We start from the raw sequence: 22,790 nt of genomic DNA, 5'->3' as shown, positions 1-22,790 counted from the left end.
GGAGCGCTCATGAGATCGGCTCCGTGATGGTGACGAGCTTGCGTCCGTCGGGAAAAGTAGCCTCGATTTGGAGGTCCGGAATCATCTCCGCGACGCCTTCCATCACATCGGCACGGGTCAGGACATTGCGTCCCTCGCTCATGAGGTCTGCGACCAGTCCGCCTTCGCGTGCGCGTTCCATGACCCAGCAGGAGAGAAGGGCAACGGTTTCGGGGTAATTAAGTTTGACTCCCCGGTCGCGCCGGTCGCGGGCGACCATACCGGCTACGCTCAGCAGCAGTTTTTCCGTGTCCGACGGTGTGAGGAACATGGGTGGATTGTTCCACCTCGATGTTTCGGAAAGTCACGGAGATGTTTCCGGTATGTTGCATCCGCAGCTGGCGCCGGGCAGGGAAGCTGCCGGGGCCTCCGCTAGTTCTTGCCCGGTGCGGCAGCTTTGGCGGCCGACTTCGCGGCCTTGGCTGCCGTCGCTGTCTTGGCCGCCTTTGCAGCCTTTTTCGTGGTCGAGCCCGTGGCATCCTTGGCGGTCTTGATGGCTGCTGCCGCGGCTGCCGTTTTCACCGGCGTCGGCACCTTGACGACCTTGACCTTCTTTTTGTTCTTCGTGTCCAGGATGAGGGCCGCTGCGACTCCCAGCATCCAGACGTCCTTGGCATACGGCACTCCGGCCGGTGAAGGCCGGAAACCGTCGTCTTCAGTGAGTTCGGGAGTCTTGAGGTACATGGTGACCAGGCCGCCGGAGAAGGCGCCCAGCGCGAGGCCCGCGAGCCGGCTGGGGACAAAAGGAGTCATGAGGGTGAGTCCGAGAGTAATCTCTGCCGCGCACAAGAGCTTTCCGAAGCGGGCAGGTTCCAGGTCCAGGACCTGGGGGAAGGCGTTTCCCGCCATCTGCTGCAGGCCGGCCGCCGATTCTTCGTCCAGGTTCCGCTTGTTAAGGCCCGAGTTCAGGATGTAGGCACCGGTTGTAAGCCGCAGTGGAATATGGCTGAGTTTCATGGTCGTCCTAACTGGGTCGCGCCGGTCAGCGGTTTCACGCCCGAGCCTACGGCGGTGCGGGACACGGCGCCAGACTTCGAGGACAAAGCCATGGGCATCCCGGCCGCGACATTGGGAGCACAAACCCAACACACCGCCGCCACGTTACCTTCGTCTCCTTGTTTCTGCTTTGATTAAGCAGGTACCAAGCACTCCGAAGATACGTGCAGAAGACTTTTGGACGACACGAGAAGGTCACCAATGGATTACCTCCCGGCCGAACATCCACGGCCGCGACATTTCATTCTCCATCTCAGCGACACCCATCTGCTGGCGGGCCCGGACCCGCTCTACGGATCAGTGGACAGCAAGGCGAAGCTTCAGGCCGTCTTCGAGAGGCTGGAGGCCGCTGAACGCAAGCCCGAGGCGATCATCTTCACCGGTGACCTCACCGACAAGGGCGAAGCCGAGGCCTACGCCCAGCTGCGGTCGATTGTGGAACCGGCGGCCGACCAGATGGGGGCAAAGGTCATTTGGGTCATGGGCAACCATGACCGGAGGGATACCTTCAGGGAACGCCTGCTGGACGAGGCTCCGAGCATGGCTCCCATGGACCGTGTCTACGAGGTCAACGGGCTGCGGATCATCACCCTGGATTCGACTGTCCCCGGCTACCACCACGGTGAACTCAGCGACGCTCAGCTCACCTGGCTTCGCTCCCAGCTGCGCACGCCTGCCGCAGAGGGAACCATTCTGGCCCTTCACCACCCGCCCGTCCCCAGCGTCCAGGACCTCACGGTCCTGGTGGAACTGCGCCACCAGCGTGACTTGGCGGCTGCGGTGGAAGGCACGGACGTCCGGGCCATTATCGCCGGCCACCTGCACTATTCGACCTTCACCACCTTCGCGGGGATTCCCGTGTCGGTCGCGTCGGCAACGTGCTACACCCAGGACCTGGCAACACCGGGAACCCGCGGACAGGACGCCGGCCAGGCGTTCAACATGATCCACGTGTATGAGGACTCCGTAGTCCACTCCGTGGTTCCGCTGGAGGAGCGGGACACCGTGGGGGAACGGGTGGATGAGACAGAGACCCGGCGCCGGCTGGACGCCGCGGGAATCCGGATCCTGGACGCCCGTACCCTGAGCAGCGCCTAGGCCGGCAGCTGACTAGTCCTCGTCGTCGGGCTCGGGGCCGAGGTTGAAGAAACGTCCCGTGATGGAAGTCGGCGTGAGTTCCACATAGCGGCTCTTGCGCGTGCGCACCCAGGGCTTCAGGGGGAGTTTCTCGGCCTCCTCAATCTCAGCGGAAAGCTCGAGTTCCCGGGTAGTGCCCTTGATGACCACCGACCAGGCTTCGTCGCTCATGATGCCGTCGGTCTCGAAGGCGACGTGGGAATTGACCGTCAGCTCCGCAAGCTTGTTCCCCGGTGCCGTGCGGAAAAGAAGCACCCCGTCGTGGGCGTAGTAATTGATGGGGAAAATATCAGGCTCTCCGGCAACGCTCATCGCGATCCGTCCGTGAAAGGTCTTTTCAACGTACTTCCAGGATTCCTCGGCCGTGAGCTCGACAACCGGAGGCTTCTCTTCGCTAGTCATGACCCCAGTGTGTCAAGCCGCGCGTCCTACCGCCACAGTAAGGCGGCTTCCGAAGTTGACGGCGGCGCAACAGGTTACAAGAGTAGGGTGCGGAAGCTATTCCACCTGATCAGCACTTACCTCAAGCGAGAGAGAGCATGATGACGGACGACGAAAAGCAGTACTCCGCACAGCAGAACCTGACCACCCGCCAGGGCCATCCGGTCACGGACAACCAAAACACCCGCACCGTGGGCTCCCGGGGTCCGGCCACGCTGGAGAACTACCAGTTCCTGGAGAAGATCAGCCACTTTGACCGGGAGAGGATCCCCGAGCGTGTGGTCCATGCCCGCGGGTTCGTGGCTTACGGAGAGTTCGAAGCGACCGGTAAGTGGGGCGAAGAGCCCATTTCCAAGTACACCCGGGCCAAACTGTTCTCCGAGCCCGGCAAGAAGACCGACGTCGCCATCCGGTTCTCCACGGTGATCGGCGGCCGTGACTCTTCCGAAGCCGCACGGGATCCCCGCGGCTTCGCGGTGAAGTTCTACACCGAAGACGGCAACTGGGACATGGTGGGCAACAACCTCGGTGTCTTCTTCATCCGTGATGCGATCAAGTTCCCCGACGTGATCCACTCGCTGAAGCCGGACCCCGTCACCTTCCGCCAGGAACCGGCCCGGATCTTCGACTTCATGTCACAGACCCCTGAGTCCATGCACATGCTGGTCAACCTCTTCAGCCCCCGGGGCATCCCCGCGGATTACCGGCACATGCAGGGCTTCGGCGTGAACACCTACCGCTGGGTCAACGCTGACGGGGAATCCAAGCTGGTCAAGTACCACTGGCTGCCAAAGCAGGGCGTGAAGTCCCTGACCGAAGAGGACGCCGCCAACATCCAGGCCGGCGATCTCGGCCACGCCTCCAAGGACCTCTATGAGGCGATTGAACGCGGTGACTACCCGCAGTGGGACCTGTACGTGCAGCTGATGGATGACAACGACCATCCGGAACTGGACTTCGATCCGCTCGATGACACGAAGACCTGGCCTGAGCAGGACTTCGTGCCCCAGCTGGTGGGCACCATGACGCTCAACCGGAACGTCTCCGACCACCACAATGAGAACGAACAGATCTCCTTCGGCACCGGTGTGCTGGTGGACGGACTGGAGTTCTCCGACGACAAGATGCTGGTGGGACGTACCTTCAGCTATTCGGACACCCAGCGCTACCGGGTGGGGCCGAACTACCTGCAGCTGCCGGTCAACTCGGCCAAGAACGCCAACGTGGCCACCAACCAGCGCGGCGGGCAGATGTCCTACGGCACGGACCTGGCCCCGGGCCAGAACCCGCACGTCAACTACGAACCCAGCATCACCGGCGGTGTGCAGGAGGCTCCGAAGCAGGGCCCGTCCGAGGTGGGGCCGGAGCTGAACGGGAGGCTGACCCGCGCCAGGATCGAGCGCACCAATGACTACATGCAGGCCGGACAGCGGTACCAGCTGATGGAGCAGTGGGAGAAGGACGACCTGGTCAAGAACTTCGTCGACAACATCTCGCAGGCCGCACGTCCCGTCCAGGAACGCATGCTCTGGCACTTCTACATGTGCGACGACGAACTCGGCGCGCGGGTCGGCGAAGGCCTGGGCATTGGGCTGGCTGAGATCAAGGACCTGGGCCCGCTTCCCACCCAGACCCTGAACGAGGAAGAGCTGGACCGCATGAAGAACCTTGGTGCCAACGGTCCGCGGAACGTCGAGGGCCTGACCATGACCCACTGCGTGCCGAATGAGCACGTGGTGGTCACCCGTTAACTGAGGCGGGAACCAGAAGACAGTGCGACGGGGGGGGGGGGGGGGTTGGGGGGCCCCCCCCCCCCCCCCCCCCCACTTAACTGTCAGTTCGGGGTGACGTACGCGCCGGAGATGCCGCCGTCGACCATAAAGGTGGAGGCCGTGATGAAGGAGGAGTCGTCGCTGGCCAGGAAGGCCACGGCTCCGGCCAGTTCCTCCGGCTCGGCGAAGCGGCCCAGCGGTATGTGCACCAGCCGGCGGGCGGCCCGCTCCGGATCCTTGGCGAACAGTTCCTGCAGCAGGGGAGTGTTCACCGGTCCGGGGCACAGTGCGTTGACGCGCACCCCCTGCCGCGCGAATTCCACGCCGAGTTCCCGGCTCATTGCCAGGACCCCGCCCTTGGAAGCGCTGTAGGAAATCTGTGAGGTGGCCGCGCCCATGACCGCCACGAAGGACGCCGTGTTGATGATGGAGCCCCTGCCGGCTTCCAGCATGTACGGCAGGGCGTACTTGCAGCAGTAGAAGACAGAGGTCAGGTTGACCTCCTGCACTTTCCGCCACGCGTCGATTCCGGTGTCCAGGATCGACGCGTCGTCCGGAGGGGAGATCCCCGCATTGTTAAAGCTAATGTCCACCCGCCCGTAGGTCTCCTGCGTGATGGCGTAGAGGCGCTTGACGTCTTCTTCATTGGTCACGTCCACCGGAACGAACAGGCCCCCGACCTCATCGGCGGCAGCTTTCCCGGCGACCGGATCGATGTCCGCGACGACGACGTGTGCCCCTTCGGCTGCCAGCCGGCGGGCACTGGCGAGGCCAATCCCGCTGCCGCCCCCGGTAATGACCGCAGAACGGCCTTCCAGCCGGCGAGGGGGTGTGGATGAGACCGGATCCAGCATGGTGTTTCCTCCTTTGGCCGTTACCGGCCCGTGGCAATAAAGACGTTCTTGGTTTCCGTGAACGCATCCAGGGCGTCCGGGCCCAGTTCCCGGCCGAGCCCTGACTGCTTGAAGCCCCCAAACGGCGTCCAGTAGCGCACCGATGAGTGCGAGTTCACGGAGAGGTTTCCTGCCTCCACGGCGCGTGCAGTCCGCAGCGCCCGGCCCAGGTCCCGGGTCCAGATGGATCCGGACAGCCCGTAGGCGGAGTCATTGGCAATGCGGACGGCGTCCTCCTCGTCCCGGAAGGGAACGACGGCGAGCACGGGTCCAAAGATCTCTTCCCGGAGGGCGCGGCTGTCCGGGGCAGGGGCGAGCACTGTTGGCGGGAACCAGAATCCGGGGCCGGCCGGCGCCTTGCCCTGGAACACGACGTCGTCCTCCGCTACGTATCCGGCGACCCGGTCCCGCTGCGCTGCGGAAATCAGGGGACCCATGGCGGTATCCGCCTGCCGCGGATCGCCCACTGACAGCCCCGTGACATGGGGCTCGAGGAGCTCAAGGAAACGTTCGTACACCCGGTGCTGCACCAGGATCCTTGAGCGGGCGCAGCAGTCCTGCCCGGCGTTGTCGAACGCCCCGCCGGGGGCTGCGGCTGCTGCGGACTCGAGGTCGGCGTCGTCGTAAATGATGTTGGCGCTTTTGCCGCCGAGTTCCAGCGTGACCCGCTTCAGCTGCGCGGAGCACCCGGCCATGATTCCCCGGCCCACCTCGGTGGACCCGGTAAACACCACTTTCCGCACCGCCGGATGGGTCACAAAGCGCTCGCCGATGACCGACCCCTTGCCCGGAAGGACTTGGAATACCCCCTCGGGAAGGCCAGCCTCCCGTGCCAGCTCGGCCAGCCGCAGGGCCGTGAGCGGGGTCAACTCGGCCGGCTTGAGGACCACGGTGTTTCCGGCAGCCAGCGCCGGAGCGAATCCCCAGCCTGCAATGGGCATGGGGAAGTTCCACGGCACGATCACTCCCACCACCCCAAGGGGTTCATGGAACGTGACATCGATGCCGCCGTCCACGGGAATCTGCGTGCCGGTGTGTCTCTCCGGAGCGCCGGCGTAGTAGTTCAGCACGTCCCGGACGTTGCCTGCTTCCCAGCGGGCGTTGGCCAGGGTGTGCCCCGCGTTCGCCACTTCCAGGGCGGCGAGGTTTTCCACGTCGGCGTCCACGGCGGCGGCGAAACCCCGCAGGAGCCGGGCACGGTCTGAGGGGCCGGTGGCGCGCCAGGACTCGAACGCCCGTGCCGCGGCCTCAATGGCGGCATCGGTTTCCGCCAGCCCCAGGGGAGTGACGGCGGTGATGATCTCCTCCGTGGCGGGATTCAGGATGGTGGTGCTCACCGGCGTGCTCCTTGCGCTTCGGGTGTCCTCGTTAGGCCTGTCCCGTCCTTTTGGGTGCGCACCCTGGCGCACTCGGCCACGAATCCCTCGAACAGCCGCAGGTCCCCGGGATTCTGTTCGGGATGGAACTGCACGCCCAGGACCCAGTTCCGTCCCGGCAGTTCGACCGCCTCCACCGTCCCCTCGGGCGCTTCCGCGGTGATCCGCAGTCCGCGGCCGAGCTCGGCGATGCCCTGGTGGTGGTAGCAGGGGGCGCTGGCGGCCGGTCCCAGCAGGGACCGGATGATGCTGTCCGGCGCAGTGCTGAAAGTGACATCGGCGAAGCTCCCGGGCGTGGCCTGATAGTCGACTTCGGGGCGGACGTCCGGCAGGTGCTGGATGAGCGTTCCACCCAGGACGACGTTCAGGATCTGCGCTCCCCGGCAGATGGCGAAAAGGGGGAGGTCCCTCTCCAACGCTGCCCGGGTCAGGGCGAAGTCGTGCGAGTCCCGCTGCGGCTGGCTGACGGTCTTGGGGTGCGGTGCGTGGCCGTAGGCGGCCGGGTCCACGTCGGTGCCGCCGGAGGTGACCAGCCCGTCGAGTCCGTCCAGGATGGCTGTCTCGGTTCCGAGCGGCGGGAGCAGGACCGGGCTGCCGCCGGCCGCTGTGACCGCCTCAACGTAGGTGCCGGGAACAAGTGCAGCACTGCCTTTCCATACTCCCCAGGCAGCCTGCTGGTAGTAGGTGGTGATGCCGATCAGCGGCCGCCTCGAAAGACCGGTTCGCAAGGCCGGGCGTTCGCTGCCGGACTCAGAGCCGTTCAAAGCCACGCTTGCGCTCCCAATCGGTGACGGCTCCGTCAAAGGCAGCCAGCTCGACGTCGGCCGCGTGCACGTAGTGGGTGACGACCTCGTCTCCGAAGGCCTTGCGGGCAATCTCGCTGCCGGCCAGCAGGTCCCGGGACGCCCGCAGAGTGGTGGGCAGGCGGTCGGCGCCGGTGGTGTAGGCATTGCCCGCCGTGACCGCCTCCAGCGGCAGCCGGTTCTCCAGGCCGTGGATAGCCGCGGCAACCAGGGCAGCGGTCGCCAGGTAAGGGTTCAGGTCACCCCCGCCAACGCGGTTTTCGGTACGCATTCCCGCACCGTGCCCGACGACGCGGAGGGCGCAGCTGCGGTTGTCCAGGCCCCAGGCGATCGCTGTCGGTGCGAAGCTGCCCTCCACGAACCGCTTGTAGGAGTTCACGTTTGGTGCCAGGAAATAGGTGAGTTCCTTCAGCGCTGCCAGCTGGCCGGCGATGAACTGCTCCATGACCGGGCTGAAACCGTGTTCGCCCCCGCCTGGGAACACCGGTTCGCCGTCCAGGTCCCGGAGGCTGAAGTGGATGTGGCAGGAGTTGCCCTCCCGTTCGTTGTACTTCGCCATGAAGGTCAGGCTCTTGCCCTGCTGGTCGGCGATCTCCTTGGCTCCGGTCTTGTAGAAGGAATGGTTGTCACAGGTCCGCATCGCCTCGTCAAACCGGAACGTCACCTCCTGCTGGCCGAAATTGCACTCGCCCTTGGAGGACTCCACCACCATCCCGGCGCCTTCCATGCCGGTGCGGATGGCGCGCAGGACCGGCTCCAGCCGGGAGGTGGCCAGCAGCGAGTAGTCCACGTTGTACCGGCTGGAGGCCTGCATGCCGGTGTACCCCCGGTCCCAGGCATCCGAGTAGCTGTGGTCAAAGAGGATGAACTCCAATTCGGTGCCGATGTAGGCGCGGTACCCCAGTTCTTCCAGCCGGTCCAGCTGCCGGCGCAGGATCTGCCGGGGCGAGGGAGCCAGCGGAGACCCGTCGGTGCGCAGGACATCACACTGCACCATGGCTGTTCCGGGCAGCCATGGCACCATCCGCAGGGTGTCCATGTCCGGACGCATGACCAGGTCCCCGTAGCCGTTTTCCCAGGAGGATGATTCGTAGCCCTCGATCGTGTTCATGTCCACGTCGACGGCGAGCAGGTAGTTGCAGCCCTCGGCGCCGTGGGGATAGACGTCCTCGAGGAAGGACCTCGCGCCGCAGCGTTTGCCCTGAAGCCGGCCCAAATGGTCGGTGATGGCCACGATCACGGTGTCGATGCTGCCGGCCGCGACAAGGTCACGCAGTTCTTCGAGAGCCAGTCCGTTGGGGGATTGCTGCTTCATGCTTTCCACACTCCGAGGTCGTAGTACCGCTTACCTGATTTCCGATTCCGCCTGGTCGATCTGCGCGAACTCTTCTTCGGGTGCGCTGGCCACCAGGTGGTGCCGGCTATAGAACCAGAAGTAGGCCAGTGCCGCCACGAAAATCCCTGCGGTGATCGAGGCAGCGAGCACATCCACCACGAAGGTGGCGATGACGGCGACCACGGCAAGGAAGAGGGCGACGCCGGTCGTGAACGCACCGCCGGGGGTGCGGTATCCGCGCGCGAGGTCTGGTTCGCGGCGCCTGAGCACAATGTGCGAGAGGTTCAGCAGCACGTAGGAGACTGTGGCGCCGAAGACCGCAATGTTGATCAGCAGGCCGCCGTCGCGGGTAAACGCGGCGAGCAGGAAGCCAATGGTGCCGGGGACGATCAAGGCCATGTACGGAGTGCGCCACTTGGTGGTCAGGGACAGCCAGCGGGGCAGGTATCCCGCCCGGGAAAGGGCGAAGAGCTGACGCGAGTAGGCGTAGACGATCGAGAAGAAACTGGCCACCAGGCCCGCAAGGCCTGCGTAGTTCACGAAGTCGGCCAGGAACGTGTTGCCGCCGTAGGCGATGCGCAGCGCCTCGGGCAGCGGGTTGTCCGAGGTGCTCATGGCTTCGGCGCCGGCAGCTCCGGGCACCAGCACCAGCATCAGGGCGCCGAAGACGAGCAGGAGGGCCATCGCCGCGATGATTCCGCGCGGCATGTCCTTTGTGGGATTGGCCGTCTCCTCGGCGGCGAGGGGGACACCTTCAATGGCCAGGAAGAACCAGATGCCGTAGACCAGTGCCGCCAGGACACCGGCAATGCCCATCGGCAGGAAGGAACTGGCCCCCGCGGCGTTGGAGGGCACGATGTCGAAGAGGTTCGCGGCGTCGAACTTCGGGACCAGCCCCACCACGGTGGCGACAAGCGCGAGGACCGCGACGGCGGTGATGACGAACATCAGTTTGAGGGCTTCACCGACGCCGCGCAGATGAATGCCGATGAAGAGGGCATAGGTGACCAGATAGACCGGCCAGGAGTTGGTGAGGCCGAAGAGTCCCAGGGCTTCTATGTAGCCGCCAATGAAGGTGGCGATGGCTGCAGGCGCGACCGCGTACTCAATCAGCACCGCCATGCCGGTGGCGAAGCCGCCAAGGGGGCCCAGCGCCCTGCGCGCGAAGCCGTAGCCTGCTCCGGCGGTGGGGAGGGTGGAGGACAGCTCCGCCAGGCCAAAGACCATACAGGTGTACATGATGCCCATGAGGACGAAGGCGATGAGCAGTCCGCCCCAGCCGCCCTGGGCCAGTCCAAGGTTCCAGCCGGAGAAGTCTCCGGAGATGACGTAGGCGACGCCCAGGCCTGCCAGCAGGATCCAGCCTGCTGCGCCGCGCTTGAGCTGCCGGTGGCTCATGTAGTTTGCGTCGACCTTGGTGTAGTCGACCCGGGATTTAGCCATGCCGTTTTCCTTCTCGGAGAGGGACCGGATGAAACGCAGGAAGAGCTGACGGAGCGCCGTACACGGATGGAGAGGCAAACGCATTGCAATGGACTAATTTCAGTCCATAGGGAAGCTGGGGCCAGTCTGCTGTCAGCTCATATGTTCCGTCAAGGGCCTGATGGAACATTTCATTGGTCTGATTCCATCCATTTGAAGCTACGCTTGCTCCATGAACGACCCCAGCATCGCTTCGGCAGGACTTGCGCCGCGGTCCGCGCGGCGGCGGAATGCCTTCGAAGAGACGGTGGAAAGGCTGCTGCAGGGACTGAAGCTGGGGATTTATGCTGCCGGCACGCGGTTGCCGCCCGAGCGGGAACTCGCCGCGCAGCTGGGCGTTTCCCGGGCGACGCTGCGGGACGCGCTCGCGGAACTGCAGGCTGCGGGCTACCTGCAGTCCCGCCGGGGCCGGTACGGGGGCACGTTCGCCGCTACGGTGCTGCCGGGCACGGCTGCCCTTTCACCGGACAGCGACGCCGCCGAACTCCAGGATGTGCTGCTGTTCCGCAGGGTGGTGGAACCGGCTGCCGCGCGGTTGGCCGCGGAGGCGACACTGACCGCGGCGGCCAGGTCCCACCTGCTCTCGGCGCTGGCTGAAGTGGACCAGGCGAACACGGACACCTTCCGGCCCAAGGACTCCAGGTTCCACATTGCCGTGGCCGAACTCTCGGGATCCTCCCGGCTTGTGGCAGCTGTTGCCGACGTACGGGCACAGACCAGTGACCTGCTGGACCGGATTCCGCTGCTCCAGACCAACCTGGACCATTCCCAGGCGCAACACCGCGAAATCGCCGAAGCGATCCTCAAGGGCGATGCAGACGCAGCCGAGGCTGCCGCCGTCGCACATTTGGAGGGCACCGAGCGCCTGCTTCGCGGCTTCCTGACCTAGCGGAGTCCTGACCGCGGCAGCCCCGGCGCCGCGCGTTCGATGCTAGTTTTCCCAGGGCGCCTTGATGGGGAAGTACTTTTCCAGGAAATCCGTCACGCGGTCGGTGCGTTCTTCAGTGGAGACTTCGGGGAAAGAACCGTCGTTCAGGCAGAACAGGTCCTTGTTCCGCTTGGTCAGGAGCTGGTCCATGGACTTCAGGCCCCGGTAGGACGTGGTGTCCACGTATTTCACCTTGGCGGTTTCCTGCGTGACGGCACGGCCGGTCAGCAGCGCGTAGTAGTGGTAGAGCGAGTTCGTGACGGAGATGTTGTCCTTGGCGCGGAACCTGCTGGCGGCCGTGGCGGCGAACTCTTCCGGGAACACGGCCTCCATTTCCACCAGCACGCTTTTGCGCAGCGGAGCCGCTGTGTGTTCGAGGTGGCGGGTGGTGACCCTTCCGAAACGCTCCCACAACAGCCGCCGGTTGACCCGGGCGGCGTTTTCGAAGCCGCTGCGCTCGGGATCGTTGGCGCCCAGCCCAATGCGGGTGCTGGCCTCGATGAACTTGGTGATGCCGCCGGGGGAGAAGAACAGGTCCGGTCCCACCGGGCGGCCGAAGAACATGTCGTCGTTGGAGTAGAGGAAGTGTTCGGAGAGCCCGGGGATGTGCTGGAGCTGGGACTCCACGGCCTGGGAATTGAAGGTGGGCAGCACGGACGGGTCGCGGAAGTGCTCGGTTGCCGGCACAAACGTGACCGACGGGTGGTCTGCCAGCCAATCCGGGCGCGGAGAGTCGGACGCGATGAAGATGCGGCGGATCCACGGCGCGAACATGTACACCGAACGCAGGGCGTACTTGAGTTCATTGATCTGCCGGTAGCGGGCCTCGTGGTCGTCGCCCTCGCCGACGACGGCATTCTCCATCAGGGCGGCGCGCCGTGCCCGGTATTCGGGGGAGCTGCCGTCCACCCAGGAGAAAACCAGGTCCACGTCGAACCGGATGTCAGTGGCATGGTCCGCGAACATGTTCTCGATGGTCGGCCAGGTCAGGCCGTGCTTGTCCACGCTGCCGCGCACCACTTCGGAGGCCGGCAGGGTACGGCGGGTCAGCGAGTTCTCCACCGGGAGGGTGATTTCCTTCTCGCCTAGTTCCCAGAGTTCCACCTGCACTCCGGCTGAAGGCCCGAAGACGAGGTTCGTTCCGCTGGTTCCGCGGGGGCGGAAGATGCGGAAAATGCGGGTCTTTTCGTGCTGGGACAGGTCGCCGTCGGCGATGAGCAGTGTCCGGGATTTCTCGGTGTCGACGCTGCGCGAATAGAACGGTTCGTCGCGGCATGCGTCGACCAGGGCCCGGCGGAGCTCCTCGCGGAGCCTGACGTCGACGGCGATGACGGGACGCTCGTCGTTGCCGCGCACCAGCAGGTAGTCCAGGCCCGCGTCGTCCAGGACCCGGCGCAGGAAGAGGAGGTCTTCGACCATGGCCTGGTGCGGCGTCAGGCCGGTGTCCATCAGGGTCAGCCGGCCCTTGATCTTGGTGACGTTGGGACGGTGCTCCACCCGTTCAATGACAGCGAGGGACGCTGTCTGCAGGTCTTCGGCTTCGAGGCCTTCTTCCGGGGTGCCGAAGTAGACGTCGTGCTCGGCTGTGATGTCGGTAATGGGAGCCTCCGAAGTGTCGTGCCGCTGGGGCACACGTGAATGGTGGAAGCGTGCGGCGCTGCACGGTGTCCGGTTCCGGGCTCATGCCGGGCCGGTTGGGGCCGATCGGATGCCGGGAACCGCCGAACTATGGGCGGTGCTGCCGGGGATGCGTAGCATTGACTGGAGCACGCGGAAACTTCCGGGAGCCGATGTGAAATACCGTAACACCCTGTTTGCGGCAGTAATAATGACCGGGCTCAGTCTGTCCTCCTGTGCAGTGCCGCAGGAGAGCAAGGAGCAGCCCGTGACGTGGCGCTGGTATGAAGTTGATGCCGCTTCCCTGGAGTTCGAGCACCGCTCTGACTGGACGGTGGAAGAGATCGCCCCGATCGCCAATGATCCTGCCGGGGGTGTGTCCCTGGAGGTGCGCGACGGCGGCGGGCGGCTGATCGCCGGGCTGGACACCGGCGTCATTACTGACCTGGTCTGTCTTCCAACGGAGCAGCCTCCTGCCTATGTCGAATACGACGCCCAGCCGATGCCCGAACTGGAGTCAGCAGACGGCACGGAGCAGCGTTTTGTGTACCGGTCGGTGTCTCCTGCTCCGGGTATGGGGGCACAGGTGACCTATGCGGTGGTCAGCGGGCCGGTTCCGACTCCCGAAGCAGTTGCCTGCGGGCTTTTTGATTACTTCAGACTGACGGAAGCAAGCGGTGGACGGTTCTCCGGGGCGGTTCAAGCTGATGAAGGTTCCAGCGTTGCCCAGCATCTGCAGAAGGCAGCCGACTTTGAGAACTCGCAGGAGTTCCGGGATGTGAAGCGGATGCTGGTTTCGCTGCGGAATACTGACTGATCTCGCTGTACGGCTGACCCGGGCATTTTCGAGTTTTCCTCCCGTTTCGGTGGCTTCCTGTGGATAAGTAACTATGCTTTGCGGCAGTTTGAGTAGCATCTACGCACATTGGATAGCCAACCCGGGGGTTCTTGATGTTCAGTCTCGCTGATCGACGCCGTGCTGCTGCGGTTTTCTTGTCCCTTGCCGGTGTTGTTGCGCTGTCGGCGTGTTCGGAATCGCCGGATCCCGGTGCCAATGCAGCGCAGTCTCCGAGTGCTTCGGCGAGCGAAACGGCTTCAAGCCCCGCTCCGTCGCCGTCTCCTTCCGCGACTTACAAGCCTGCTTCGGCGGAGGGTCCTGCGGAGAATGTTCCTTTGCCGGTGATGCCGGAGGAGGCGAAGGTTGAGTCCAAGGAAGGCCTGATTGCTTTCGCTAGGCACTGGTATGACCTGGTGAACTACGGGTACGAGACGGGTGACGTAGAACCGGTAAAGGCCGTTAGCGGGCCAGACTGTTATGCATGCGAGAGCTTCTACAGGGGCATAACAGACGTGTACAGCACAGGTGGGTGGTTGGAAGGTGGGGAAATCGAGATAATCACACTCGATTCTGAGTATAAGTTGACGTCTGAAGGGCGGCGTCAAGTCCTCATCTCTGTAAAGCAAGGAGACATGGTGTACTGGGATAAGGCCGGTAATCCAGATCCCCGGCCGGGTGATGAGATTTCATTCCTCCAAATAATGGAACTCTCATTCGAAAATGATGAGTGGTACGTCCACATCGCGGAATCGACTGGCGAGTGAAATGTCGTCGATTTACGGCATGTGGCTTAAGGGCTTACTTCTCGTCGCTGTGATGTACGCTTCCGGGAGCCAAACATCCCAGGTGTCTCCTCTCGCAGAATCGCCCATCATTGATTGGGGTGATGGAAGCGTGCGGGGAGAAACACGCTGGGTGCAGGACCCCTCATCTGGTAAATGGACAAGTGCGGAAGTGCCTTTCACTAACAGTAAGTATGTCTTCCGCTACATGCTCCTGTGTTTTGACGAGAACGACGGTGACATAGCGTGCCTGCCCTCCCTTCCTGAATGCCGCAGTGCCTCGGACGGCGTGGTGGTGCAATGGGAGAGGAGTCTTCGCACGACTACCGCGCCCGTCTGGGAGCAGGTAGGCGGGCCAACATGTATTTATTCCGAAGACCCTGCCGCCTTCGAGGAGCGGCTCCGCGACGCGGTACTGACGGCTTTCCAGGAGGCTCCCATTGCGGCCGGTTCCATGGTGCTGCAGCCGAGCCCGCACACACTTGTGGGCGCCCATACCAATGTCTATGTCGAGGCGAGCGGACAGGTCTTCGAGATGAATCTCCTGGGCCAGGAAATCCGCATTGCAGTGGAGCCGACGGAATACACCTTTGATTACGGTGACGGTTCGGTCTACGGCCCGGCAGCCGTTCCGGGAGGCCCGCTGCCTGAGTCCAGATGGGGCGAGCAGACGGCAACGAGCCACGTCTATGGGCAGACCGGCGACTTCCCGGTGATGGTGACGACTTTCTTCTCGGGAGAGTATTCGGTCAACGGTGGTCCTCTGATTCCGATTGACGGACGCGCGGAGGTGACGTCACCGGCGCAGGTCCTGAGTGTCTGGCGGACCGAGTCCAGGAACGTTGCCGACAACTGCCTGGTCAATCCAACGGGGATTGGCTGCTGAGTTCAGGCCTCAACCGGCAAGCAGAACTGAAGCAGCGAAAATGTTTGCGGTTTTCGGGCAGCGCGGGATAAGAGACGTCAGTACGCGCAACGCGTCCCGGGACAGTAACCTCCCGACGGGGAGCATCATTGGTTAAGGCTGCCGGACCACCAGCATTGCCCAGCTCCAGCATTTTCGAGTTTTCCTCCCGTTTCGGTGGCTTCCTGTGGATAAGTAACTATGCTTTGCGGCAGTTTGAGTAGCATCTACCGCACATTGGATAGCCAACCCGGGGGTTCTTGATGTTCAGTCTCGCCGATCGACGCCGTGCTGCTGCGGTTTTCTTGTCCCTTGCCGGTGTTGTTGCGCTGTCGGCGTGTTCGGAATCGCCGGATCCCGGTGCCAATGCAGCGCAGTCTCCGAGTGCTTCGGCGAGCGAAACGGCTTCAAGCCCCGCTCCGTCGCCGTCTCCTTCCGCGACTTACAAGCCTGCTTCGGCGGAGGGTCCTGCGGAGAATGTTCCTTTGCCGGTGATGCCGGAGGAGGCGAAGGTTGAGTCCAAGGAGGGGCTGATTGCTTTCGCGCGGCACTGGTATGAAGTAGCGAACTATGCGTATCAAACAGGTGACGTCGAGCCGATGAAAGCAATAAGCGGACCCGACTGCACTGCGTGCCACGGAGTATATTCAGCATTAGAGCGATGGTACGAGGGGGACAAGTGGCTTGCGGGTTCCCTTATCGAGATTGATTCCATCGCCTCCGAATACGCGCAGACGGAAACAGGTGAGCGACAGGCCTTGATCATGTTTGCACAGGTCCCGATTCAGTCTTACGGGCCGGAAGGCCATATCGAGACTGCTGGCGAGGGCGATACATACGTTCAGCTCCTGAACGGGCGCTATGAAGATGGTTCCTGGATCGCCTACGACATTGTGACGATGAAAAAACTGCCATGATCTCCGCCAGGCAAAGAGCGCTAAACGGATTTGTCTCCCTAGCACTTATGCCACTAGTTCTTGCCGCAGGAAATGCTGAGGGCGAGCTTGGAGAGGCCGGGACGGTCAGAGGCGAAGTTAATTATTATCAAGACCCCGTAAGTAAAGCCTGGTCGCATATTCAAGTGGGTCTGGCAGATGACCCTATGCAGTATCAGTTCGAATTGGCCTGCTTTGATGAGAGCAACGGAGATCTTGAGTGTCTACGGGTTTTCGGAATGTCGTGTGATTCTGGTCCTGACGGACGCCTGGTGTGGTGGATGACGGCGTTCAAGGGTGTACCTGAACCCGAATGGAAAAGGATTGGCTCCCAGCCGAGCTGTATTTATTCCGAAGACCCTGCTGCCTTCGAGGAGCGGCTCCGCGACGCGGTACTGACGGCTTTCCAGGAGGCTCCCATTGCGGCCGGTTCCATGGTGTTGCAGCCGAGCCCGCACACACTTGTGGGCGCCCATACCAATGTCTATGTCGAGGCGAGCGGACAGGTCTTCGAGATGAATCTCCTGGGCCAGGAAATCCGCATTGCAGTGGAGCCGACGGAATACACCTTTGATTACGGTGACGGTTCGGTCTACGGCCCGGCAGCCGTTCCGGGAGGCCCGCTGCCTGAGTCCAGATGGGGCGAGCAGACGGCAACGAGCCACGTCTATGGGCAGACCGGCGACTTCCCGGTGATGGTGACGACTTTCTTCTCGGGAGAGTATTCAGTCAACGGAGGTCCTCTGATTCCGATTGACGGACGCGCGGAGGTGACGTCACCGGCACAGGTCCTCAGTGTCTGGCGGACCGAGTCCAGGAACGTTGCCGACAACTGCCTGGTCAATCCAACGGGGATTGGCTGCTGACTCACCGGGCAGGCAATTGCCGGCCAGCCACCCCTGCCGGCGCTGGAACCGCGAAGAACGTCCGCGGGTCCTGCAGCAATGCGGGATAGGAGAAGTCGGCACGCGCAACGCGTCCCGAGACGGAAACCTCCCTCCGGGCAGCATCATTGGTCAGGGTAGCCGGACCAACACTGCCCAGCTCCAGCATTGACGGATCGGGCCCCAGCAGAGCCACCGCATCGCCGTCCTCCGCCACATCGAGGAAACGCTCCAGCTGGCGTCCGGCCTTGCCGGTCACCGGGGTTCCCCTGGCCGAGAGCATCGGCAACTCGATGACCGGCCCCGAAGGCCCACGGACCGGCCGGGCGACCCACACCACGTTCCGCGTGGGTTCAGCCGGGAACACCAGGGATGCGGGCTCCGGCCAGACATACGGCAGTGCCCGCGCAGTACCGGGAAAGAGCGGACCGTAAAAGGCTTCGTCCTTGGCCAGCAGGTTCGAACGGTGGCTCTCGTGCAGGGCTGAATCTCCCAGCCACGGAGGCAGGACAACGTCGCCGCCGTCGGCCTCGGGTGCGAACTCCACCAGCTGCTTCCGGACCGTGTCGGCAAAGCCGCGGCCCGTCCAGGCGTCCGTCATCGCCAGTCCGTAGGACGTCAGGGCCGGCACATACCCCATCCACATCCGCGTCGCGGGATGGTTCTGCCAGCCGTAGTCGGGCACGGCCAGGGCCCGCAGAATCTGCAGGGTCTCCACCCGCTGCTTGCCCAGCCGCGGCGAATCCAGCACCTTGGCGCTGCGGGCGAAGCTGTCATAGGGGAGGAACGTCTGCATCAGGTCAGTCCGAACGCCTCGGATTCGGGCGCAGCGTGGCCGGGGTCAGTACTCGGCATACAGTTCCCCTGCATAAACAGGTTCCGTGACGCGGTTGTCCGGACCCGGCAGGGGACAGGCCCAGGCTTCGTCGTAGGCGCACGACGGGTTGTAGAGAAAATTGAAGTCCAGCACCAGCGAATCGCCGGACCCTTCCCCGAGATGGGCGCCCTTGATCGTGTCCAGAAGGTAGCGGCCGCCTCCGTACGTTCCGTCCGGCTTGCCTGCCAGTCCGTCCCGCAGCGGCAGGAAAAGTCCACCCCCGTAGGTGGCCAGCCGCCAGACGGCCAGCCCGCCCACGGGCGTTGAAACGGTCCCGAGCCGTTCAAAGTAGACTGTGCCGTCGGTACCGGTGGCAACTTCCAGGTGCTCGCCCGCGCCGTCGTCGTCAATCGCTGCCTGGAAACGGAGTTCCGGATCGTAGGGCGCGACAGTGAGCCCTTCGAAGCGTGCCTTTGCCTCGTCTCCGAGGGGCGACGCGGGGTGGGAAGCGAACAACCGGTCCCGCTCGCGGCGCCACAGGAAATGGGCGGCCGACGGCGATTCCTCCTCCGCGGCCCGGCGCACCTGGTCGTAAATGCCGAACATGTGTCGGCGCCAGTCTGCGGTCCGGAGTGCCGAAGCGGGGGAAGCCATGAGCCCAGCGTAGTGTGTTCGGGTGACTATGGGACTTCTGATTGTGGTGTTGGCTTCGATCTTTGTGGGCGCAGTGGCCCAGCGGATTGCGGGCCTTGGCTTTGCCCTGCTGATTTCACCGTTCCTGGTCATCATCCTCGGCGCGCATGAGGGGGTGCTCATGGTCAACGTGTGCGGTCTGGTGTCGTCGCTGCTCATCATGTTCCGGGTCTGGAAGGACGTCGACTGGAGCATGTACCGCTGGCTGGCCATTCCCGCAGTCGCCGGCAGCATTCCCGCTTCGATGGCTGCGGTGTTCCTTCCCGCGGCCCCGATGGCGGTGATTGTCGGGGCTGTAGTCCTGGTGGCATTGGGAGCATCGCTTGTCCTGGCGCGCAATTCCGTGGTGGTCAAGGGCAATACTGCCAAGGCCGTGGCCGGGTTCGCGTCCGGGGTCACCAACGCCGTTGCGGGGGTGGGCGGTCCAGCTGTCAGCGCGTATGCCGTGATGGCCCGCTGGCCGCAGCGGCCGTTTGCCGCCACGCTGCAGCCGTTCTTCGTGACCATTGCCGCTGTGACCCTGGCCGTGAAGCTCACCATGGATCCGTCGCAGATGCCTCCGTTCAGTTTCCTGGCGTGGACGCTGATTGCCGCAATGATCGTCGGCGGGATTTATGCCGGGGAGCGGCTCCAGAAGCACCTTCGGGATGACCATGTGCGCTTCGCAGTCATCGTCATCGCTTTTCTCGGCGCTGCGACGGCGATGGTCAAGGGCATCTTCGATCTCCTGGGGTAGGGGACTGGCCAGCACCGACTCACGCCGGGCGCCTGAGCCGTGCCGCCGGTCCCCAATGGCACGATAGAGAGCGATGAAACTCTTTAAGCGCCCGAAAAAGCCGGGTGTTCTGCCCATGCCGCTGTGGCTGCAGGGAATGTTCGAACTGGGGCAGGCCGCTGTGCTCTCTGCCCTCGTCGTCATCCTGCCCCTGACCGGGGTCTGGGCCGCCAACGGGTTCTCCGACCGGGATTACGCGTCGCTGGCACGGCTGAGCGGGCAGGCCTGGCTCCTGCTGCACGGAGTGCCGCTTACCCTGAGCCTGCCGGCTGGAACCATCGGCCCGGAAGAGAGCACTGGGCTGCTGTCCCTCATCCCGCTCGGCTTGACCCTCATTCCGTTTTTCCTCTGCTGGAGGGCAGGACGCCGCCTGGCCCGGGCCTCCTACACCGACCAACTGTGGCAGGCCCTGCTTGGTGCCCTGGGGACCTACGCCGTGCTCGGAGTCGCCGCAGCCTACTTCTCCGGCAATGAAGACGTGAGCATCTCGCTCGTGGCGGGCGGGCTCGTCCCCCTCATCGCGGCCGGCCTGGGCGTCATCATCGGGGCCCGGCAGGAGGCCGGCTCCTGGGTCAGGTTGATTGGCGTCGACCTCACCGACTGGATCGCCCGCACCAGCCAGCATTCGCGCTGGGCCGGCTCCTACCTCTGGGCCGCGGTCCGTGCCGGAGCCGTGGGCGTCACCGCGGCGGTGAGCCTTTCTGCCCTGCTCCTGGTCGCAGCACTGGCCATGAACTGGACCCAGATGGCGGCGGTCTACCAGAGGCTCGACGCCGGAATCATCGGCGGCGTTGTCCTCACCGTCGGGCAGCTTGGCCTGCTTCCCAACCTCGTGGCCTGGACTCTTGCGTGGGCATCAGGCGCCGGCTTCAGCCTCGGCACCGGAAGCACGATCAGCCCGCTGGAAACCACCGTAGGGCCGCTGCCCGCGCTTCCGGTGCTCGCAGCGCTCCCTGGCGGGCAGCTGGAATTCGCCTACGCTGCCCTGCTCATCCCGGTTGCAGCAGGAGTCCTCGCCGGTTGGTGGTTCCTGCGGGAAGGGGAAAACCACTTCGATGAATGGCTCGCGATCAAGGTAGATGCACGCTGGTTCACAGCCACCGTTTCGACAGTGTGCCTCGGCGGCATCATCGGAATCGTCGCCGGGCTCTTTGCAGCAGGTGCTGCGCTTCTCTCGCGGGGCTCACTCGGTATCGGACGGTTCGTGGAGGTGGGCCCCGATCCGCTGTGGACCGGAATGTGGATTGCGGCCGAGGTGGCCGTCGGCACGGTCATCGGCTACGCGGCAGGCCCGTGGCTGGAGCGGGAGAAGTCCCGGCGCCCAGCAGTGGACGCGCTTGGCGGCGTGCGAACCTAGGCGGTGCCCGCGGGAGCAGCCGGGAGGCTTAGCGCTGCGCCTCCATGTCCCTCTCTAGCTCCTCTTTCCGGTGATGGAGGAACGCCGTCATGATGTTCGAACCGGCAGCGGCGACCATATCCGCCACCGGCTTCATCGGCCGGGACGGACTGCCGAATCTGGTCTGGTGCAGGCGCAGGTGGATGATCAGCTCATGGAGGTTCGAGAGCTCGTAGTAGGTGTCGGGCCGCGGCTGGCTCAGCGACGTGTTGAAGCGGAAGGCAACAGCTTCCAGGCGCCGGCGGAGCGTCCGTGTCTTGCGTGCGGACTCCGGCTCGAGGCCCTGGTCGGAAATGGGTGCCTGGGGGATGTCGTAGGTGCACCCGTGCTGGAGTTGACCCAGAGGCGGCCTCGCCTCGAGCACAGCCCCCAGCCGTTCCGAGTAGCGCTCCTCAAGATGGTCCCTGCTCCAAAGCCGGGTACCGCCGCCGTCAGGGGCCGCTTCCCAGAGCTGGGCGGAGATGATGAGCGAGGTCAGGACGGCTCCTCGGCTTGTCGCAGCGCGCACCGCTTCGGTGTCCGTCTGCGGGTTCCCCTGCCTGAGGGCCAGCAGGACCTGGAGCGCGGCGTGATACCGGGCAAGGTGCAGGGAGCTGAGCGCCTGGTCTATGGACTCGCTCAAGGTCAGCTCCTTTGCGGGAACCTCTCCGCTGGATTTCAGGGCCATGCCGATAAGTTCTGAGCAGCCGCTGAGCACGTCCGGGATTTTTGCCTGGAGGACGGATTGGTCCGGGGCATACGCCAGGGCAATAAGGTCTGCCTCGACCGGCTCTGCCGTTTCGGCCAGCGGCACTCCGAACAGGCTCGGTGCATCAGCGCTCATGATCAGGTTCGCCCCCATCCCAGCCGCTTAGGGCTGCGGCAGCATTCCGCCGAAACTCGTGTAGTCCTTCAGGCAGCTTTCCGTAGCCTGGACGGTCAGCGCCGACTGCATGCACGCTTCATACCGTGCGGTCATCGGCCACAGAGCCACCATGGCCGCGAGGCCCAGCGTCATGAACGCCGTGGCGGCCAGGCCCATGGAAACAATCACGCGCAGCATGCGGTGCATCCCATAGCGGACGATCTTCACCATGGTCATGATGCCAACCACCATGGCGGCGATGCCCAAGGCGAGGGGGAGCAGCTTCCATGGCAGGGCCAGTTCCGAACTGAGCAGCATGCCGGTGAGCAGTGCTATAAAGACCCACAGGTAGGACCGTGCCTCTTTGGACTGTGCCTCGGTAGGTTCCGGCTTGCGGGTTGCCGGGGGGAACGGCGGTCGCGCTTGCAGTGGAGGGCCGTCGTTGTTCATGGATTAAGCCTAGGCGACGCTTGGACTTAAGGTTGACACATGCGAATTGTTGTTCTGGTTTCCGGCACCGGCTCGAACCTGCAGGCCGTGCTCGACGCCGTTGCGGCGGGGGAGCTCGACGTCGAGATCTCAGCCGTCGGCGCGGACAGGAACGGAACCTACGGCGTCGAGCGCGCAGCCGCGGCAGGTTACGAGACCTTCGTCGTCAACTTCAAGGACTATCCCGTCCGGTCCGACTGGAACCGTGCGCTGACCGACAAGGTCGCCTCGTATCAGCCCGACGTGGTGCTGTCCTCAGGATTCATGCGCATTGTCGACGAGCATTTCATCGAAACCTTCGAAGGGCGCTACGTGAACACGCACCCGGCGCTGCTGCCGTCCTTCCCCGGAGCGCACGGCGTCCGCGACGCCTTGGCGTACGGCGTGAAAGTCACGGGCTGCACCGTCCATATTGCCGACGCCGGAGTCGATACCGGCCCGATCCTCGCCCAGGCGGCAGTCGAGGTGCTCGACGGCGATACCGAAGACAGCCTGCATGAGCGGATCAAGGTGCAGGAGCGCCGGCTCCTCCTCGAAACACTGCGCAAGATCAGCCGGGACGGGCTCCCGCAGCTCAGTACACCTAGCCCCCGATGAAGCGGCTCCGGTCCGG

The 22,790-nt window shown here is 64.1% G+C and carries 24 protein-coding genes; 11 read left to right on the top strand and 13 right to left on the bottom strand.

Features of this window, described 5'->3' with window-relative positions:
* Positions 1-7: 7 nt before the first annotated feature.
* Together TVB01_RS06600 and TVB01_RS06595 are read right to left on the bottom strand one after the other, a co-directional pair.
* The gene (locus TVB01_RS06600; protein ID WP_422455071.1) at positions 8-310 is read right to left on the bottom strand and encodes an urease subunit gamma; all 303 of its coding nucleotides are present in this window, start codon (positions 308-310) and stop codon (positions 8-10) included.
* A 101-nt stretch (positions 311-411) separates the two neighbouring features.
* Positions 412-996, bottom strand: a complete 585-nt coding sequence (locus TVB01_RS06595; protein WP_422455070.1) for a hypothetical protein — start codon at positions 994-996, stop codon at positions 412-414.
* Positions 997-1,236: 240 nt separating this feature from the next.
* Between TVB01_RS06595 and TVB01_RS06590 the strand changes: the two genes are divergently transcribed.
* Complete coding sequence (locus tag TVB01_RS06590) at positions 1,237-2,133, top strand: phosphodiesterase (RefSeq protein WP_422455069.1); 897 nt, start codon at positions 1,237-1,239, stop codon at positions 2,131-2,133.
* A gap of 12 nt (positions 2,134-2,145) precedes the next feature.
* Here the strand turns inward: TVB01_RS06590 and TVB01_RS06585 are convergent, their stop codons facing one another.
* Positions 2,146-2,574, bottom strand: coding sequence for a pyridoxamine 5'-phosphate oxidase family protein (locus tag TVB01_RS06585; RefSeq protein ID WP_422455068.1), 429 nt, complete (start codon positions 2,572-2,574; stop codon positions 2,146-2,148).
* 140 nt (positions 2,575-2,714) lie between these two features.
* Here TVB01_RS06585 and TVB01_RS06580 point away from each other — a divergent pair, with 140 nt between their 5' ends.
* Positions 2,715-4,364, top strand: coding sequence for a catalase (locus TVB01_RS06580; protein ID WP_422455066.1), 1,650 nt, complete (start codon positions 2,715-2,717; stop codon positions 4,362-4,364).
* Between the two features lie 83 nt (positions 4,365-4,447).
* Here TVB01_RS06580 and TVB01_RS06575 read toward each other — a convergent pair whose 3' ends face one another.
* The 5 genes from TVB01_RS06575 to eat are packed head-to-tail and all read right to left on the bottom strand — an operon-like array spanning position 4,448 to position 10,236.
* On the bottom strand, positions 4,448-5,239 hold the full coding sequence (locus TVB01_RS06575) for a 3-oxoacyl-ACP reductase (RefSeq protein WP_422455065.1): 792 nt from the start codon (positions 5,237-5,239) through the stop codon (positions 4,448-4,450).
* Between the two features lie 20 nt (positions 5,240-5,259).
* Positions 5,260-6,615 (bottom strand): aldehyde dehydrogenase family protein, encoded by a 1,356-nt coding sequence (locus TVB01_RS06570; protein WP_422455063.1) that lies wholly within the window; start codon positions 6,613-6,615, stop codon positions 5,260-5,262.
* The gene (locus TVB01_RS06565) at positions 6,612-7,424 is read right to left on the bottom strand and encodes a gamma-glutamyl-gamma-aminobutyrate hydrolase family protein (RefSeq protein WP_422455061.1); all 813 of its coding nucleotides are present in this window, start codon (positions 7,422-7,424) and stop codon (positions 6,612-6,614) included. The genes TVB01_RS06570 and TVB01_RS06565 overlap by 4 nt, the downstream gene beginning before the upstream one ends.
* A complete protein-coding gene (locus TVB01_RS06560) occupies positions 7,405-8,772 on the bottom strand; it encodes a glutamine synthetase family protein (RefSeq protein ID WP_422455059.1) in 1,368 nt (455 codons plus the stop codon). Before TVB01_RS06560 ends, TVB01_RS06565 begins: the two co-directional genes overlap by 20 nt.
* A 30-nt stretch (positions 8,773-8,802) precedes the next feature.
* Positions 8,803-10,236, bottom strand: a complete 1,434-nt coding sequence (gene eat / locus TVB01_RS06555; RefSeq protein ID WP_422455057.1) for an ethanolamine permease — start codon at positions 10,234-10,236, stop codon at positions 8,803-8,805.
* Positions 10,237-10,447: 211 nt separating this feature from the next.
* Between eat and TVB01_RS06550 the strand changes: the two genes are divergently transcribed.
* Positions 10,448-11,164 carry a FadR/GntR family transcriptional regulator gene (locus TVB01_RS06550; protein ID WP_422455055.1) on the top strand — a complete coding sequence of 239 codons (717 nt, stop codon included), beginning with the start codon at positions 10,448-10,450 and terminating at the stop codon, positions 11,162-11,164.
* 42 nt (positions 11,165-11,206) lie between these two features.
* Here TVB01_RS06550 and TVB01_RS06545 read toward each other — a convergent pair whose 3' ends face one another.
* Entirely contained in the window at positions 11,207-12,652 is a 1,446-nt protein-coding gene (locus TVB01_RS06545) for a stealth family protein (protein WP_422455110.1), read from the bottom strand.
* Between the two features lie 436 nt (positions 12,653-13,088).
* Between TVB01_RS06545 and TVB01_RS06540 the strand changes: the two genes are divergently transcribed.
* From TVB01_RS06540 to TVB01_RS06520, 5 genes are all read left to right on the top strand, one after another.
* A complete protein-coding gene (locus TVB01_RS06540; RefSeq protein ID WP_422455053.1) occupies positions 13,089-13,637 on the top strand; it encodes a hypothetical protein in 549 nt (182 codons plus the stop codon).
* Positions 13,638-13,771: 134 nt separating this feature from the next.
* Positions 13,772-14,422 carry a DUF6318 family protein gene (locus tag TVB01_RS06535; protein WP_422455051.1) on the top strand — a complete coding sequence of 217 codons (651 nt, stop codon included), beginning with the start codon at positions 13,772-13,774 and terminating at the stop codon, positions 14,420-14,422.
* Positions 14,423-14,612: 190 nt separating this feature from the next.
* Complete coding sequence (locus tag TVB01_RS06530) at positions 14,613-15,326, top strand: hypothetical protein (protein ID WP_422455049.1); 714 nt, start codon at positions 14,613-14,615, stop codon at positions 15,324-15,326.
* Positions 15,327-15,607: 281 nt separating this feature from the next.
* Complete coding sequence (locus TVB01_RS06525; RefSeq protein WP_422455047.1) at positions 15,608-16,261, top strand: DUF6318 family protein; 654 nt, start codon at positions 15,608-15,610, stop codon at positions 16,259-16,261.
* Between the two features lie 257 nt (positions 16,262-16,518).
* A complete protein-coding gene (locus TVB01_RS06520; protein ID WP_422455045.1) occupies positions 16,519-17,145 on the top strand; it encodes a hypothetical protein in 627 nt (208 codons plus the stop codon).
* A 1-nt stretch (position 17,146) separates the two neighbouring features.
* On the opposite strand, the gene TVB01_RS06515 is transcribed toward TVB01_RS06520, so the two are convergent.
* Both TVB01_RS06515 and TVB01_RS06510 read right to left on the bottom strand, forming a co-directional pair.
* Positions 17,147-17,959: an MSMEG_6728 family protein gene (locus tag TVB01_RS06515; protein WP_422455043.1), complete on the bottom strand. Its 813-nt coding sequence runs from the start codon at positions 17,957-17,959 to the stop codon at positions 17,147-17,149.
* A gap of 45 nt (positions 17,960-18,004) precedes the next feature.
* Positions 18,005-18,634, bottom strand: a complete 630-nt coding sequence (locus TVB01_RS06510) for a DUF1684 domain-containing protein (protein ID WP_422455042.1) — start codon at positions 18,632-18,634, stop codon at positions 18,005-18,007.
* A 28-nt stretch (positions 18,635-18,662) separates the two neighbouring features.
* On the opposite strand from TVB01_RS06510, the gene TVB01_RS06505 reads away from it, so the two are divergent.
* Complete coding sequence (locus tag TVB01_RS06505; protein WP_422455109.1) at positions 18,663-19,409, top strand: TSUP family transporter; 747 nt, start codon at positions 18,663-18,665, stop codon at positions 19,407-19,409.
* Positions 19,410-19,482: 73 nt separating this feature from the next.
* The gene (locus TVB01_RS06500) at positions 19,483-20,805 is read left to right on the top strand and encodes a DUF6350 family protein (protein ID WP_422455040.1); all 1,323 of its coding nucleotides are present in this window, start codon (positions 19,483-19,485) and stop codon (positions 20,803-20,805) included.
* Between the two features lie 28 nt (positions 20,806-20,833).
* Here the strand turns inward: TVB01_RS06500 and TVB01_RS06495 are convergent, their stop codons facing one another.
* Complete coding sequence (locus TVB01_RS06495) at positions 20,834-21,667, bottom strand: hypothetical protein (RefSeq protein WP_422455039.1); 834 nt, start codon at positions 21,665-21,667, stop codon at positions 20,834-20,836.
* Between the two features lie 27 nt (positions 21,668-21,694).
* Positions 21,695-22,138: a hypothetical protein gene (locus TVB01_RS06490; protein ID WP_422455037.1), complete on the bottom strand. Its 444-nt coding sequence runs from the start codon at positions 22,136-22,138 to the stop codon at positions 21,695-21,697.
* Between the two features lie 39 nt (positions 22,139-22,177).
* Here TVB01_RS06490 and purN point away from each other — a divergent pair, with 39 nt between their 5' ends.
* Positions 22,178-22,774, top strand: a complete 597-nt coding sequence (purN, locus tag TVB01_RS06485) for a phosphoribosylglycinamide formyltransferase (RefSeq protein WP_422455035.1) — start codon at positions 22,178-22,180, stop codon at positions 22,772-22,774.
* The last annotated feature ends 16 nt before the right edge of the window (positions 22,775-22,790 follow it).

Source organism: Arthrobacter sp. 7Tela_A1 (assembly GCF_049311065.1).
Taxonomy (GTDB): Bacteria; Actinomycetota; Actinomycetes; order Actinomycetales; family Micrococcaceae; genus Arthrobacter_B.
Note: the sequence above shows the minus strand (reverse complement) of the source record. Positions and strands in the feature narration are given on the sequence as shown.

Excerpts from the sequence above, each read along its gene's own strand:
- TVB01_RS06585 (WP_422455068.1), bottom strand. The coding sequence starts at position 2,574 with ATGACTAGCGAAGAGAAGCCTCCGGTTGTCGAGCTCACGGCCGAGGAA.
- TVB01_RS06510 (WP_422455042.1), bottom strand. The coding sequence starts at position 18,634 with ATGGCTTCCCCCGCTTCGGCACTCCGGACCGCAGACTGGCGCCGACAC.
- TVB01_RS06505 (WP_422455109.1), top strand. The coding sequence starts at position 18,663 with ATGGGACTTCTGATTGTGGTGTTGGCTTCGATCTTTGTGGGCGCAGTG.
- purN (WP_422455035.1), top strand. The coding sequence starts at position 22,178 with ATGCGAATTGTTGTTCTGGTTTCCGGCACCGGCTCGAACCTGCAGGCC.
- TVB01_RS06595 (WP_422455070.1), bottom strand. The coding sequence starts at position 996 with ATGAAACTCAGCCATATTCCACTGCGGCTTACAACCGGTGCCTACATC.
- TVB01_RS06575 (WP_422455065.1), bottom strand. The coding sequence starts at position 5,239 with ATGCTGGATCCGGTCTCATCCACACCCCCTCGCCGGCTGGAAGGCCGT.
- TVB01_RS06495 (WP_422455039.1), bottom strand. The coding sequence starts at position 21,667 with ATGAGCGCTGATGCACCGAGCCTGTTCGGAGTGCCGCTGGCCGAAACG.
- TVB01_RS06525 (WP_422455047.1), top strand. The coding sequence starts at position 15,608 with ATGTTCAGTCTCGCCGATCGACGCCGTGCTGCTGCGGTTTTCTTGTCC.
- TVB01_RS06490 (WP_422455037.1), bottom strand. The coding sequence starts at position 22,138 with ATGAACAACGACGGCCCTCCACTGCAAGCGCGACCGCCGTTCCCCCCG.
- TVB01_RS06500 (WP_422455040.1), top strand. The coding sequence starts at position 19,483 with ATGAAACTCTTTAAGCGCCCGAAAAAGCCGGGTGTTCTGCCCATGCCG.
- eat (WP_422455057.1), bottom strand. The coding sequence starts at position 10,236 with ATGGCTAAATCCCGGGTCGACTACACCAAGGTCGACGCAAACTACATG.
- TVB01_RS06520 (WP_422455045.1), top strand. The coding sequence starts at position 16,519 with ATGTCGTGTGATTCTGGTCCTGACGGACGCCTGGTGTGGTGGATGACG.
- TVB01_RS06600 (WP_422455071.1), bottom strand. The coding sequence starts at position 310 with ATGTTCCTCACACCGTCGGACACGGAAAAACTGCTGCTGAGCGTAGCC.
- TVB01_RS06580 (WP_422455066.1), top strand. The coding sequence starts at position 2,715 with ATGACGGACGACGAAAAGCAGTACTCCGCACAGCAGAACCTGACCACC.
- TVB01_RS06550 (WP_422455055.1), top strand. The coding sequence starts at position 10,448 with ATGAACGACCCCAGCATCGCTTCGGCAGGACTTGCGCCGCGGTCCGCG.
- TVB01_RS06515 (WP_422455043.1), bottom strand. The coding sequence starts at position 17,959 with ATGCAGACGTTCCTCCCCTATGACAGCTTCGCCCGCAGCGCCAAGGTG.
- TVB01_RS06535 (WP_422455051.1), top strand. The coding sequence starts at position 13,772 with ATGTTCAGTCTCGCTGATCGACGCCGTGCTGCTGCGGTTTTCTTGTCC.
- TVB01_RS06560 (WP_422455059.1), bottom strand. The coding sequence starts at position 8,772 with ATGAAGCAGCAATCCCCCAACGGACTGGCTCTCGAAGAACTGCGTGAC.
- TVB01_RS06590 (WP_422455069.1), top strand. The coding sequence starts at position 1,237 with ATGGATTACCTCCCGGCCGAACATCCACGGCCGCGACATTTCATTCTC.
- TVB01_RS06545 (WP_422455110.1), bottom strand. The coding sequence starts at position 12,652 with ATGGACACCGGCCTGACGCCGCACCAGGCCATGGTCGAAGACCTCCTC.